General features: G+C 69.1%; 13 protein-coding genes and 2 tRNA genes. 6 read left to right on the plus strand and 9 right to left on the minus strand.

What is annotated here, in order from left to right:
* Positions 1 to 908 (minus strand): transglutaminase family protein (locus CV1CTNOD_RS19575; protein WP_431607143.1); only part of this gene is annotated, 908 nt, incomplete at its 3' end.
* 198 nt (positions 909 to 1,106) lie between these two features.
* Here CV1CTNOD_RS19575 and CV1CTNOD_RS19580 point away from each other — a divergent pair.
* Positions 1,107 to 3,320 carry an RNA degradosome polyphosphate kinase gene (locus tag CV1CTNOD_RS19580; RefSeq protein ID WP_131787465.1) on the plus strand — a complete coding sequence of 738 codons (2,214 nt, stop codon included), beginning with the start codon at positions 1,107 to 1,109 and terminating at the stop codon, positions 3,318 to 3,320.
* Between the two features lie 252 nt (positions 3,321 to 3,572).
* On the opposite strand, the gene CV1CTNOD_RS19585 is transcribed toward CV1CTNOD_RS19580, so the two are convergent.
* The 3 genes from CV1CTNOD_RS19585 to leuC form a co-directional block, all read right to left on the minus strand.
* A complete protein-coding gene (locus CV1CTNOD_RS19585) occupies positions 3,573 to 3,860 on the minus strand; it encodes an HU family DNA-binding protein (RefSeq protein WP_131768337.1) in 288 nt (95 codons plus the stop codon).
* A 205-nt stretch (positions 3,861 to 4,065) separates the two neighbouring features.
* The gene (gene leuD, locus CV1CTNOD_RS19590) at positions 4,066 to 4,683 is read right to left on the minus strand and encodes a 3-isopropylmalate dehydratase small subunit (RefSeq protein WP_131787466.1); all 618 of its coding nucleotides are present in this window, start codon (positions 4,681 to 4,683) and stop codon (positions 4,066 to 4,068) included.
* Between the two features lie 43 nt (positions 4,684 to 4,726).
* A complete protein-coding gene (leuC, locus tag CV1CTNOD_RS19595; protein WP_131787467.1) occupies positions 4,727 to 6,124 on the minus strand; it encodes a 3-isopropylmalate dehydratase large subunit in 1,398 nt (465 codons plus the stop codon).
* Between the two features lie 175 nt (positions 6,125 to 6,299).
* On the opposite strand from leuC, the gene CV1CTNOD_RS19600 reads away from it, so the two are divergent.
* Positions 6,300 to 7,073, plus strand: a complete 774-nt coding sequence (locus CV1CTNOD_RS19600) for an IclR family transcriptional regulator (protein WP_131787468.1) — start codon at positions 6,300 to 6,302, stop codon at positions 7,071 to 7,073.
* A gap of 235 nt (positions 7,074 to 7,308) precedes the next feature.
* Here the strand turns inward: CV1CTNOD_RS19600 and CV1CTNOD_RS19605 are convergent, their stop codons facing one another.
* Positions 7,309 to 8,025, minus strand: coding sequence for a Crp/Fnr family transcriptional regulator (locus CV1CTNOD_RS19605; RefSeq protein WP_207386557.1), 717 nt, complete (start codon positions 8,023 to 8,025; stop codon positions 7,309 to 7,311).
* Positions 8,026 to 8,254: 229 nt separating this feature from the next.
* On the opposite strand from CV1CTNOD_RS19605, the gene CV1CTNOD_RS19610 reads away from it, so the two are divergent.
* A complete protein-coding gene (locus CV1CTNOD_RS19610; protein ID WP_242606847.1) occupies positions 8,255 to 9,085 on the plus strand; it encodes a serine/threonine-protein kinase in 831 nt (276 codons plus the stop codon).
* A 20-nt stretch (positions 9,086 to 9,105) separates the two neighbouring features.
* Positions 9,106 to 9,285: a PASTA domain-containing protein gene (locus CV1CTNOD_RS19615; RefSeq protein WP_131787470.1), complete on the plus strand. Its 180-nt coding sequence runs from the start codon at positions 9,106 to 9,108 to the stop codon at positions 9,283 to 9,285.
* Between the two features lie 122 nt (positions 9,286 to 9,407).
* Here CV1CTNOD_RS19615 and CV1CTNOD_RS19620 read toward each other — a convergent pair whose 3' ends face one another.
* A complete protein-coding gene (locus CV1CTNOD_RS19620; protein WP_131787471.1) occupies positions 9,408 to 11,123 on the minus strand; it encodes a sensor histidine kinase in 1,716 nt (571 codons plus the stop codon).
* 202 nt (positions 11,124 to 11,325) lie between these two features.
* Here CV1CTNOD_RS19620 and CV1CTNOD_RS19625 point away from each other — a divergent pair, with 202 nt between their 5' ends.
* Positions 11,326 to 11,640: a hypothetical protein gene (locus tag CV1CTNOD_RS19625; protein WP_207386558.1), complete on the plus strand. Its 315-nt coding sequence runs from the start codon at positions 11,326 to 11,328 to the stop codon at positions 11,638 to 11,640.
* Positions 11,641 to 11,887: 247 nt separating this feature from the next.
* Here CV1CTNOD_RS19625 and CV1CTNOD_RS19630 read toward each other — a convergent pair.
* The 3 genes from CV1CTNOD_RS19630 to CV1CTNOD_RS19640 form a co-directional block, all read right to left on the minus strand.
* Positions 11,888 to 11,960, minus strand: a tRNA-Glu gene (locus CV1CTNOD_RS19630).
* Between the two features lie 58 nt (positions 11,961 to 12,018).
* Positions 12,019 to 12,090 (minus strand) — tRNA-Gln (locus tag CV1CTNOD_RS19635).
* Between the two features lie 85 nt (positions 12,091 to 12,175).
* The gene (locus tag CV1CTNOD_RS19640) at positions 12,176 to 12,955 is read right to left on the minus strand and encodes a fumarylacetoacetate hydrolase family protein (protein ID WP_131787473.1); all 780 of its coding nucleotides are present in this window, start codon (positions 12,953 to 12,955) and stop codon (positions 12,176 to 12,178) included.
* A gap of 191 nt (positions 12,956 to 13,146) precedes the next feature.
* Here CV1CTNOD_RS19640 and CV1CTNOD_RS19645 point away from each other — a divergent pair, with 191 nt between their 5' ends.
* Positions 13,147 to 13,401 (plus strand): hypothetical protein, encoded by a 255-nt coding sequence (locus tag CV1CTNOD_RS19645; RefSeq protein WP_131787474.1) that lies wholly within the window; start codon positions 13,147 to 13,149, stop codon positions 13,399 to 13,401.
* The last annotated feature ends 204 nt before the right edge of the window (positions 13,402 to 13,605 follow it).

The following is a 13,605-nucleotide window of genomic DNA, read 5'->3' on the forward strand; positions in this document are numbered from 1 at the left end:
GTGATGCGGGTGCGAGCCTGGCCGGCCCCGGCCCCGGCCCCGGCCAGGCTCGCACCCGCATCACCATGCGTCCATGCGTCAACACCGGAACTGGTGAGGACGTCGTCGCGGCCTGCCGCACGACCGTGCAGGGCCCGAGCCGCAGCCTCGGGAACGATCACTTCGACCCAGGCGTGCGAGGTGCTCTCGCCGATCATGTGACCGGAGACGTACCGTGCGGGCACGCCCGCGGCCCGGCACAGCGCCAACAGGACGTGCGCGTGGTCCTGGCAGACCCCGCGGCCCCCGGCGAGAGCCTGCGCGGCCGTGGTCGTGACGTCGGTGCTCCCTCCTGCGTACTCGATCCTCCGGTACACCCAGGAGCAGCACCGCAACGCGGTCTCGAGGGGGTCGGGGACGGCCAGGGCCCGAGCTGCCGCGATCATGGTGGCATCGGGCGCCGTCAGCGGTGTCGGCGTCAGCAACCTGCGGCCGGTCAGCGCGGACGCCGGCAGCCGCGGCGGTCCGGCCCCGGCGGTGCGCGCGAGGGCGACCGTGACGTCGAAGTCGAGCCGCGCCGGCACGGTGTCGAGCCTCACCAGTGCAGCCCGGGCACCGTCGACCGTGCGCTCCCAGGTGACGGTGGCCGCCGGATCGGACACGGCGAGGTGATACGCACGCAACGTCTGGTCACCGTGGCGTCGAGGGGGGACGACGACAAGGCGATGCACCAGTTGCCAGGCCGGGCCGTCATAGGTGTAGCTGAACCGCTGCCGAATACGGTAGGTGACTGACATGGCCGCCGTGTTCGCCGGGTCGACGTCCATCACGGCAGCGGCCAGCACACCGTCCGGCACCGTCTGTAGCAGCGCTGCCTGTTCCGGCTGTTGCGCACGCACTGTCTGCGCCGGTACCGCCCCGGCCGTCACCGCCACGCTCCGGCAACCCCTGGCGCCGACGCCGACGTCGACCGACGGGATGTTTCCCCCATGCTGCGATATTCATCCAGGCACATTTCGTGAGCGTTACACACGACGTTCGTCTAAGCGTCCTCCCAGCCAAGTTGCGCAGGTCCTAATTGCCGCGCACGCCTACTTCGTTCGCAGGAGGCTGGCACCATCGAGGGCATGACCGAGCTGGTGGTGGATCGATCCGAGCAGCCGCAACGCAAACCGCGAAGCGCCCTGCTCGAGCCGCTGGAGGCACCCCGGCCACCGGTACCGTCAGATCTTCCAAATGATCGTTTCATCAACCGCGAGAAGTCCTGGCTGGACTTCAACGCACGGGTGCTGGCACTTGCCGAGGACACGAGCGTCCCGCTGCTCGAACGCGCCAAGTTCCTGGCAATCTTCGCCAGCAATCTCGACGAGTTCTACATGGTGCGGGTCGCGGGCCTGATGCGCCGCGAGGCGACCCGGCTCGCGGTGCTTTCCGCCGACGGTCTCACCGCCCGTGAGCAGCTCGACCTCATCAGCCGTACCGCGGCCGAGCTTGGTGAGCGTCACTCCCGGTGCTTCAGCGAGGCTGTCATACCCGCCCTGGCGGAGGCGCGCATCACCATCCGGTTGTGGGGCGACCTGACCGAGGGGCAGAAGGACCGGCTGCATCACTACTTCCACCAGCAGGTCTTTCCCGTCCTCACCCCGCTCGCGGTCGACCCGGCGCATCCCTTCCCCTACATCAGCGGGCTGTCTCTCAACCTTGCTGTGACCGTGCGTGACCCGGGCGGGGACGGCGACCGGTTCGCCCGTGTGAAGGTCCCACAGAACGTGCCCCGGCTGATCCGGGTCGACCCGGAGAACCCCCGGGAGGCGAACGATCGCTACGTCGTGCGCAACAAGGACTCCGACGATCAAGAGGTCTGCTTCATCCCGCTGGAAGAGGTGATCTCCGCCCACCTGTCACAGCTCTTCCCCGGCATGGAGGTGGTGGACTCCCACCTGTTCCGGGTGACCCGCAACGCCGACCTGGAGGTCGAGGAGGACGAGGCCGAGGACCTGCTGCAGGCGCTCGAGCGCGAGCTGGCCCGCCGGCGGTTCGGCCCGGCCGTCCGTCTCGAAGTCGGCGACGACGTCGACGACAACCTGCTGGATCTCCTGATGCGCGAGCTGGAGGTCACCCATCGTGAGGTTGTCCGGGTCCGCGGGCTGCTCGACCTGTCGGTGCTGTGGGCGCTGTACGAACTCGACCGCCTGGAGCTCAAGGACCGTCCGCATGTGCGAGGGACCCACCCGCGACTGGTGTCCTCCGACGATCATGTCGACTTCTTCACGGCGCTGCGTGAGGGCGACGTGCTCGTCCACCACCCCTACGACTCGTTCACCACCTCGGTGCAGCGCTTCATCGAACAGGCCGCCGCCGACCCACACGTGCTGGCCATCAAACAGACGCTGTACCGGACCTCGGGTGACTCCCCCATCGTGGACGCGCTGATCGCCGCAGCCGAGGCCGGCAAGCAGGTCGTCGTCCTGGTGGAGATCAAGGCCAGGTTCGACGAGACCGCGAACATCCGGTGGGCCCGCGAGCTGGAACGGGCGGGCTGCCACGTCGTGTACGGGCTGATCGGGCTGAAGACCCACTGCAAGACATGCCTGGTGGTCCGCCAGGAACGCGGTGGGCTTCGACGCTACTGCCACATCGGGACCGGGAACTACAACCCGAAGACGGCCCGTCTGTACGAGGACCTCGGTCTGCTCACCGCCGACCCGGACATCGGCGCCGACCTCACCGACCTGTTCAACGTCCTGACCGGTTACAGCCGCCAGACCGAGTACCGCTCACTGCTGGTCGCCCCCCAGCTCATGCGGGACGGGATCATCGAACGCATCGAGCGGGAGACCGAGGCGGCGCGCCAAGGTGGCCTGTCCGGGATCCGCATCAAGGTCAACAGCCTCGTCGACGAAGAGGTCATCGACGCGCTGTACCGGGCCTCCCGCGAAGGCGTACCCGTCCAGTGCCTTGTCCGCGGGATCTGCGCACTGCGACCGGGCGTCCCGGGCCTGTCCGAGACGGTGCACGTCCGCTCGATCCTGGGCCGTTTCCTGGAGCACAGCAGGGTGCTGGAGTTCACCGCGCTGCAGGAGTGCTGGATCGGCAGCGCGGACATGATGCACCGCAACCTCGACCGGCGGATCGAAGCGCTGGTACGGGTCGCGCAGCCGTCCCAGCAGGGGCCCCTGAAGACCATGCTCGACCACGCCTTCTCCGAGGGCGTGGCAGCCTGGATCCTGCGGCCGGACGGGACCTGGTACCGGCGGTCGACCAGCCCGGACCAGGAGCCGCTGTCGGACTACCAGGCCGACCTGATGGGCCTGCCCCCGCGGCAGCCGGCGCACGCCTGACCCCGCCCGGACGGGCGCACAGGACAGACCCGACTGGCACGGCGTCGCCCGGACGGGTGACGCCGTGCTGACCACAAGCAGCCGACCTGCGCGGTCGGCAACCGCCAGCAGATGACCAGCCCCGCTGGATCTCTCAAAGCCTCCGGGCATGCGACCCATGCCTATCACGGCCTCCGGGCGAGCGACGGCTTCGCCATCATCCCTCGCCCTTCGGCCGAAATCATGGTCGCATGCCCTTCGGTCCTACTGGTCCTACTGGTCCTCGCTGGCGGAGACGCTGGCCTTGAACTCCGAGCCGGGCCGGAACTTCGGTACGACCGAGGCGGCGACGTGCACCGGCTCGCCTGTTGCGGGGTTGCGACCGGTACGGGCCGCCCGCTCGACGCGCTCGAAGACGCCGAACCCCGTGATGGTCACCTTCTCACCGGCGGATACGGCCTCCTGAATCGCGTCGAAGACGGCATCGACGGCCTTGGTCGCGTTCGATCGTCCGCCCTCGATCTGCTGAGCGATGCGATCAACCAACTGGGACTTGTTCACAACAACCTCCGGACGCCCCCCGCAGGCGCGGGGTAGGGAGCAGATCGGGCATCACACTGCGCTGCACCGTAGGCATGTCCACCGGTTAGGGCAATTCCCATGCGCGTGTCGCGCGACACAAACATGCACGTCAACGGCTCTTCTAGATCATCGGAGCCATCGGGTGGATACCGGCGATCCTCCGATAGCCCGTGTTTCGTAACATTCAGTATTCTTCGCTGGTTCCGATCACGGCCGGTACGGTGGTGGGCAGCCAACCGGGCCGGGTGGCCTCGAAGACGGTGATGGCGTCATGCCGGCGCAATGTCAGGCCCACGTCGTCCAGCCCCTCCATGAGCCGCCAGCGGGTGAAGTCGTCGAGCTCGAAGGCCGCGACGAGCCCGGGTGCGCGCACCTCGCGGGCGTCCAGGTCAACGGTGATCTCGATGGTGGGATCGGCCTCGACCTGGCTGCTCAGCGCCTCGACCGTCGCGGCGGGTATCGTGACGGGCAACAGCCCGTTGCCGAGAGCGTTGCCGCGGAAGATGTCGGCGAACCTGGCGGAGATCACAGCCTTGAATCCGTAGTCCTGCAGAGCCCACACGGCGTGCTCGCGAGACGACCCGGTACCGAAGTCCGGGCCGGCAAGCAGGATCGTGGCACCCGCGTAGGCGGGCGTGTTCAGGACGAACGCGGGGTCGGCCCGCCACTCGGAGAACAGCCCGGCGCCGAACCCGGTGCGTTCGATCCGCTTCAGCCACTCGCTGGGGATGATCTGGTCGGTGTCGACGTCGCTGCGCCGCAGCGGCACCGCCCGGCCGGTGTGGGTGGTGAACGCCTCCATCGTGGGTGCGCTCCCTTCGTCGGGTGTGAGGTGTCGCGGGAGGTCAGAGGTTGGCTGGGGCGGTCAGGCGCCCGGTGACGGCAGTGGCCGCGGCAACAGCCGGCGACACGAGATGGGTGCGGCCGCCGGGGCCCTGACGTCCCTCGAAATTGCGGTTGGACGTCGACGCGCTGCGCTCACCCGGCCGCAGGGTGTCCGGGTTCATCCCGAGGCACATCGAGCACCCCGCGCTGCGCCACTGCGCCCCGGCGGCGCGGAAGACCTCGTCGAGCCCTTCGGACTCGGCGTCGGCCTTCACCGTCATCGAACCCGGGACGACCAGGACGCGCACACCATCGGCGACCCGGCGCCCGCGCAGGACGTCGGCGGCGGCCCGCAGGTCCTCGATGCGCCCGTTGGTGCAGGAGCCGATGAACACCGTGTCCACGGCGACGTCGCGCAGCGGCGTGCCCGGGGTGAGCGCCATGTAGGCCAGGGCCCGCTCGACCGAGGCCCGCAGCGCGGGATCGGCGTAGTCGGCCGGGTCGGGAACGCGGGAGGCCAGCGGCGCGCCCTGTCCGGGGTTGGTGCCCCAGGTGACGAACGGGCTCAGCTCGGCGGCGTCGAGGACGACCTCGCGGTCGAACGTGGCGTCGTCGTCGGTGGCGAGCGTCCGCCAGTAGGCCAGCGCCTCGTCCCAGGCGGCTCCGACCGGTGCGTGCGGGCGCCCCTTCAGGTGGGCGAAGGTCACCTCGTCCGGGGCGATCATGCCGGCGCGGGCACCCGCCTCGATGGACATGTTGCAGACCGTCATGCGGCCTTCCATGGACAGCGCCCGGACGGCCTCACCCCGGTATTCGATCACGTGGCCCTGACCGCCGCCGGTGCCGATCCGGGCGATGATCGCGAGAATCAGGTCCTTGGCGGTCACGCCGGCCGGCAGCGCCCCGTCCACGGTGACGGCCATGGTCTTGGGCGGGCGCTGCGGCAGCGTCTGGGTGGCCAGCACGTGCTCGACCTGGCTGGTGCCGATGCCGAAGGCGAGCGCGCCGAACGCGCCGTGGGTGGAGGTGTGACTGTCGCCGCAGACGATCGTCATGCCCGGCTGAGTCAGGCCCAGCTGCGGGCCCACGACGTGGACGATGCCCTGGCCGGGGTCGTTCATGGGGTGCAGCCGGACGCCGAAGTCGGCGCAGTTCTTACGCAGGGCCTCGACCTGGGCGGCCGAGACCGGGTCGGCGATCGGCAGCAGCGTGTCGATGGTCGGGACGTTGTGGTCCTCGGTGGCGATGGTCAGATCCGGGCGGCGGACGGGCCGGCCGGCCAGCCGCAGCGCCTCGAACGCCTGCGGGCTGGTCACCTCGTGGACGAGATGCAGGTCGATGTAGAGCAGGTCGGGTTCGTTGTCGGCACGCCGGACGACGTGGGCGTCCCAGACCTTCTTCGCGAGTGTGCGCCCCATGGCCCACTCCTTCAGCTGGCTTCCTCGGACCCGCCCGGCTGCGCCGGACGGGGTGGCTAACGTGCGGTGCAGATCACTGAAGATCACTGAAGATCACTGAAGATCACTGATCCGGACCATCCGAAATCTCGCGCATCCCGGTGTGTCTCACTATTTAGGATGGCAGTATCAATGCATGAAACAGCTTAGCGGAGTCGGCGTGCTGGACAAGGCGGCCCTCGTACTGAACGCGGTGGAGGCATCCCCCGCCTCCCTCGGCGACCTGGTCACCCGTACCGGGCTGACCCGGGCGACCGCCCACCGCCTGGCGGTCGCCCTCGAGGTACACCGGCTGGTCGGACGGGACCCCAGCGGCCGGTTCGTACCCGGTCCCCGACTTGCCGCCGGTGGTGCGGCGCCGCTGCCGTGGGCTCTGCTGGCCGCCGCCGCGCCGGTACTCGCACAGCTGCGGGACGCCACCGGGGAGAGCACCCAGCTCTACGTGCGGCGCGGGGACGTGCGGGTATGCGTGGCCGCCGCCGAACGCGCCAGCGGCCTGCGTGACACCGTCCCGGTCGGGACCATGCTGCCGATGGCCGCCGGGTCCGGCGCACAGGTCCTGCTCGCCTTCGGCGCGGACCCGTTCCCGGGCTGGGACGCCAGCGCCGGATCGGCGGCCGGTCCGGCCGCACGGGTTGGTCCGGCCGGTTCGATCGCTGGTCCGGCCGAACTGCCGGCGGGCGCGGTCTTCGAGGCGTCCGCCCTGGAACAGGTGCGACAGCGGGGTTGGGCCGACAGCGTCGGTGAACGTGAGGCCGGGCTCGCGTCCGTGTCGGCCCCGGTACGCGACGCCACCGGCAGGGTCGTCGCGGCACTGTCACTGTCCGGCCCGGTCGAACGGCTCACCCGCTCCCCCGGTCAGCGCCACGGAGCCGCCGTCGCCGCCGCGGCTGAGCGGCTGAGCGGCTGAGCGGCACGGTCTCACCGCCGTCCCACAGGCTCCGTCCTTCCTTACCCGCGGCGGACCCCCTGTTCCCGCCGCGGGCTGGCTCCGCTCTGCCTCGCGCGCCGCCGGAGGCCCAAGTCTCCTGATCACTGAGAGTGAGACATCCGGCACCTCGCGGACAGCCCGTGAATGCCTCGAAGAAGGCGTTCCCGCCCATAACTGTCGTAGCGGCCGCCGGGCAGCCGGACGACGTCATCCGTCACATTCGGCGGTCTGGATTTTCGCCGTAAGCGAACGCACGCAGAGTAACGACGTTCAGGACGACGATCGTTCTTCCCCTGTTCACGATCAGTCCAGCTGAACGAAAATCCCTGAGGTCCCGGCCGACGGATTCTCGGGACGATCCGATGGCTGCCGCCAAGTCACGCTGCGTCACACGCAATGTGATCACAACACTGCCGTCGGGCTGCCTGTTCCCGTGCCCTTCCGCGAGCTCCAGCAGGTGCCGGGCGAGACGGATGTCGGTCGGGTACGCGCCCAGGTCCGACCGCCGCCGGTCGGACTCCCGCAGCCGTCGGGTGATCGAGCTGACCAGGGCTCGCACGACCTGGGGATGCGTGGCCACGAACGTCCGGAACGCCTCGGCGGACACGACGATCACCTGCGCGGGCTCCACCGCCACGACCGACGCCGAACGGGTCTCGCCGTCGATGACCGCCATCTCGCCGATGAGATCACCGGGGCCACGATGGGCGAGCAGGGTCTCGTAACCGCTCTCGGCGACGGTCACGACCTTCACCCGGCCCGTCCGCATGATCATTACCAGATCGGCGTGGTCGCCTTCCCGTAACAGGACGTCACCCCGCGCGTAGTTCCTGACCGTCCCGAGTTCTTCGAGCGCCGAGCGGTCCTGCGGGCTCATCTGAGCACGTCCGCTCTTGGCATGTCCGCACTCACCGCTGTCAGCTGCGGTCACGTGTTCCCCTCTGTCACGTGGGTGGTGGCGCAGAGTACCCCTTTTGCTCCGATACAAAAGCGAGACGGGGTATCCGGACCAACCCCGTGGTCCACCGTCGCGGCCCCCTCGCGTTCCGCAAGAATCGGCGGACGGCGCGACCGTGCCTGCCCGCTACCGGTGTTTCCGTCATAAAGTCCTGGTCGCCGGGCCTGTACCGCTGTGCCTGGCCGATGCGCCTGCAGCTGATGTGCTGCGCACAGGGGGAACACCGGCGACGCGAAGGCTGGGTTCCCGCTACATCCTGCACCAGCCGCTCGGGAAGGGCGCCAGCGGCGAGGTCTGGCGGGGCGAGCGGGTCGATGATGGTACCGGTGACCGTGGGATGGTGGCGGTCAAGATCCTGCGGCCCGAGGTGTCCGACGACCCTGAGATCGTCGACCGGTTCCTGCGCGAGCGCAGGGTCCTGCTGGCCTTCGACGACCTGCACCTGGTGAAGGTTCGCGACATCGTCGCCGAGGGCGACACCCTCGCGATCGTGATGGACCTCGTGGACGGGGTGGACCTGCGCGGATATCTGCGCGAGCGCGGCCGGCTCCCCACCGCCGACGCCGTCGAACTCGTCGGGCAGGTGCTCTCGGCCCTGACCGTCGTCCACGAGGCCGGCGTTGTCCACCGCGACGTCAAACCGGCGAACATCCTTATCGACACCACCGGCCCGGGGCCTGCCCGGGCCATGCTGACCGACTTCGGTATCGCCCGGCTGACCCAGACCCCCTCCATGACCAGGCTCAGCGTCACGATCGGCACGCCGATGTACATGGCGCCGGAGCTCGCCGAACACACCCCTGCGGGCCCTGCCGCCGACATCTACGGAGCCGGAGTGCGTCCGGACCGCCGTCGCCTCGTCGACCCCGCCGCCGGCAGCATCCGCGGCCGCACCGGCGTCCGTACCGACGTCCCGCGGGCGCCACGACGCAGGCTCGTCCCGGGCCGGGCAGCGAGCCGACCGGCCCCGGGGGCGGATCGGGCGGTACTCCGAGCGCCGCACCGCCCCCACCGCCGCGGGGCCTCGGCGTAGCGGTACCGGATGTTCGTGGCATGGTGCTGAACGATGCCTCCGCAACCCTGCGAGGGGCCGGCTTCACCAACATCCCCTACGTGCACGAGTGCCTGAACTCGAAGCAGATCGGGGCCGTCGTCACGCAGTCGGTCGCGCCGAACACCAGTTACGGCAAGAGCAAACCGGTGAGCCTCAAGCTACAGGCGAACAACTGCTGATCGTCCCGGCCGGCAGTTCCGGCTGATCGTTCCGGTCGACCGGTCACTGCCCGGTCGCTGACCAAACCCCGATCAGCCGGAATGGCCAATCAGTCGGAACGCCGACCAGTCGGAACGGTCGGTCAGCCGGAACGGTCGATCGGGCGCGGCCGGTTCGACCACAGCGGAGGAGCGGACCGCAGGCCCGACCGTGAGTCCTCGCCGGACCGGGGCCGGGCGTCCTCACCCGGCCGAAGGCCCGCCTGGGTGTCCTCACCGGAGCGAAGATCCGGCCGGAGGTCCTCCCCCGGCCGAAGGCCCGGCCGGGCGTGGTGGCCGAACTCGCGCGCAAGGGGCAGCGTCGGCCGTTGTGGGGCACGACCACCCAGCGCAGGTCGATCGAAAGCCGTGTGGACGGCTGCCGGGGGCCGCGAACCGGCCGTGGCCGGACGAGGCAGAGCCGCCCACATGTCGACCTCGACGATGATCTCTCCATCCTCGGAGGCCATCCGCAGCCTCCCGCCGTGGACCTCGACCAGGCGCCGGACGACGTACAGGCCCATGCCCGCGCCGTCGGTCTCCCGAGTGGCTGTTCCATCCCGTTGGGTGAACGGCTCGAAAAGCTGGCGGATCGTGGCCGGGTCGAGATCGGGGCCGGGATTGCGCACCCGCAGGATCACCTCGTCACCCACCCGTCCAGCGATCAACCGTACCGGCGCTCCCGGCCAGGAGTGCACCAGCGCGTTGTCGACGAGATTCGCGACAACCTGGTGCAGCGCCTGCCGGGCCATCCGCACGGGCAGATGAGGCGGTACGTCGACACTGACGTTGGCTGCTGTCGTCGGCGCGTAGGCCAGGGTCGCGAGCACGTCGTTGACGACCTCGGGGAGGTCCGCGACGGTGTTCTCCTCGGTGCCGGTGGCCGTCGCCGCGGTGAGCATGTTCTCCAACAGCCGGGACAGCCGGTCGGAGTAGTTGACCGCCGAATCGAGCATGTCGTCGAGCTGCGCCGGGGACATCCTGTCCCGCCGGCGCTTGATGGTGAGCAGGGTCCCGCGGATGCCGGTCAGCGGTGTCCGGAACTCGTGGGAGACGGTGGCGACGAGGTCGCTGCGGATCCGGTCGGTCTCCTCAAGACGGGCCATCAGGCTCTGCTGGCCCTCGTAGAGCTGCGCCCGGTAGTGCTCGGCCCGCCGCCGCGCCTGCTCGTTGAAATGCCAGAAGATCACCTGTGCCGCTGCCAGCGCACAGATGAACGCCGCGCTGACCGCGGCGAACACCCAGGACGACCCGACGGAGTCAGGCATGACGATCTGATCGCCGACCGCTCCGTTCGCCACGAACACGAACGCGATTGCCAACAGGTAGACGGTCCAGTCCTCGTAGAGGGCTATGAGGGCCACGACCACGAAGAAGTGGAAGTACACCTCGGTCTGCCCGTGCGAGAGGTGGACGAACACCACCGAGCTGCACAGCAGGCCGAGGCTGGTGGCCAGCGCGCGCAGGCGGCGCACACCCGGCATGACGGCCGCGCCCAGCAGCACCGCGGACGGGCCGGTCGAGGCCAGTCCCCTCCATATCTCGAAATCCTGGTACGAGGCGTAGACAACGATCACGGGCAGGTGGACGGCCAGAACCCAGACCAGCAGCCGGTGACGGGAGACCCAGTCCTCCGTGGGCAGGCCGCGTCCGTGCGGCATCCACTCCAGCAGTTCCCCGCCGATCTTGTTGGTGACGCTCGCGGGATCCATGGCGAACCGGCGGTCGGGACCTGACAATTCGGCACGGCGAAACCGCCCGGCGCGCGCACTACCGTGGCGACGCCGTGCCCGGTCAGGTACAGGGGCCACGGAGGACATCCGAGCTATCCTGCACCGATCGCCACCTGGCGCACCATGGCCGTCAAGGATGGTGTGGCATGGCAAGCATGCCTACCTCTGACTAGACCATCTTCACCAGTCGGTAACAGGTTCAAAAGGGGCATGGCGCTGTGCGTGCCCGATTCGACAACCTGTGGTCTGCAAGGTGGCCTTCGGAAGGGCCACCCAGGAGGAGGACACCGTGCTCCCCGTGACCTTGACTGCTGCCAACCCGACTGCCGCAGGTGCCACAGCCGCCATGGATCTGACCTGCACCGGCTCGACATCCCCGCTCGCCCCGCTTACGCCGCTCCCCTCACTCGCTCCGGTGACGCAGACGATCACCACCACGAAGGAGCCGGCTGAGGGCACCTCCCCCCGACTACGCCTGATCACCACCAGGAGCAGGACAGGTGAGATCGTGCACGGGCGCGGCGGCCCGAGCTCCTGCGGCTGCCGGGAGTGCACGATGGCACGTCACCCCGCGGCCCTGCCCCGGCTCACCGTCGTCCGATAATCCGATCGGTACAGTAATCCGGCTGGCCGGTGACCATCCGGCCATGACGGCCCATCCGGTCAGGACAACGTATTCCTCGGGCCAATCGGAGCGGCCGAGAACTTCGGCACGTATTCGGCAGAGACTCCTGACGATCATTGGTGGCGGCCGGTCACAACCGGACCCACGACAAAGGCCCGAACCTACGACGAAGGCCCGCTGACCGGGTTTGCCCAGGTCAACGGGCCTTCATACTGCCTATCTCGTGTAGCCCCGACCGGATTCGAACCGGCGCTACCGCCTTGAGAGGGCGGCGTCCTAGGCCACTAGACGACGGGGCCAGCTGTTCTTTTCTCCATCTTCAGATGGACCGCACCTCACGGTGAGGAACACCTGACGCTGGGGTACCAGGACTCGAACCTAGACTAACGGAACCAGAATCCGTTGGGCTGCCAATTACCCCATACCCCAAGGTTGCCCTCTCGGGCGAGGCCCACTGTATCGCATCCGCGGGGGAAGCAAGGCGGTAACCGCGCCAACACTCCGACCGGCAGCGTCAGCGGGCCACGACCGGGTTGGCGAGCGTGCCGATCCCCTCGACCGTGACGGCCACGGTCCGGCCAGGGCTCATCGGGCCCACCCCTGCCGGCGTCCCGGTCAGCAGCAGGTCACCGGGCAGCAGGGTCATCGCCGCCGACATGTACGCGATGAGCGACGGGATGTCGTGCACCAGCAGCTTCGTCCGGGAGTCCTGGCGCAGCTCACCGTCGAGGGTGGTGCGGATCGCCAGGTCGGACGCGTCCAGGTCGGTCTCGATCCAGGGGCCGACCGGGCAGAACGTGTCATGGCCCTTGGCCCGGGTCCACTGGCCGTCCGCCTGCTGCTGATCGCGCGCGGTCACGTCGTTCGCGCAGGTGTACCCCAGAACGACATCCAGGGCACGGGCCACCGGGACGTCGCGGCACAACCGCCCGATGACGATCGCCAGCTCACCCTCGTAGTCCACCCGGTCGCTGTCAGCGGGAAGCGCGATCGGATCACCCGGGCCGATCACGCTCGTCGACGGCTTGAGGAAAAGCACCGGACGCTGCGGCACGGTGTCCCCGCCCATCTCCCGGACGTGGTCGGCATAGTTCTTGCCGACGCACAGCACCTTGCTGGGCAGCACCGGCGCGAGTAACCGCACATCGCCGAGCGAATGCCGCGCACCGGTGAAGCTGAACGCGCCGAACGGATGGGGGGTGATCGCGGCCACAGTGGCCTCGCCCGTCTCGACCGAGCCCTCGACAACGCCGAAAGCCGGTTCCGTCCCATCTGTGAACCTCGCGATACGCACCCGCCGACGTTACAGGCCAGCCCATGGTCCGCGGAGCGCACGGCACACCGAAACGGCCCCGTTCACCACCTACCGGGCAGAGGAGGCGACAATCGCAGCAGGGCGCGGGAGGAGTTCCGCACGCCCTCAATCGCGCATACCCTCAGCCGCGCGTCCCAGCGCACGTCCAGTGCCAGCCCGGAAGGAGCCAGGTGAGCGAGACCACACCCGTCTACGATGTCGGCGCGCCGGAGCCGAAGCCCATCGACGAGGAGCTGAGCGTGAAGCTCGGCCATCTCGCCGAGGACGCGATCCTGCGCGGCAAGCCCAACGGCGCCGAGCGGTGCGACAACTGCCTGTACTACCTCGACACAGACAAGGACATCACCTACTGCTGGCACCCGAAGCTGCGCATCCTGGTCGGCGGCGACTGGTGGTGCCAGTGGTGGGAGGAGATCGAGGAATAGTCTGAGCGGCCCCGACGGGCTCGGCGGGCCGGCTCCGTCAACGACGAAGCCGGCCCGGTCCCGGATATCAACTCAGAAGGCTCCGGCAAGAGGCCGCCAGCCCGGTTTGCGGCGCCCTACCGCGGATAGCCCCTCGTCATCCAATTGTCATCCGACGACCAGCCGCAAACTCTCATACTCCGCGAAGTCAGCGAAACCCCGTCA

The organism is Protofrankia symbiont of Coriaria ruscifolia (genome assembly GCF_900634745.1).
In the GTDB taxonomy this organism is placed as follows: domain Bacteria; phylum Actinomycetota; class Actinomycetes; order Frankiales; family Frankiaceae; genus Protofrankia; species Protofrankia californiensis.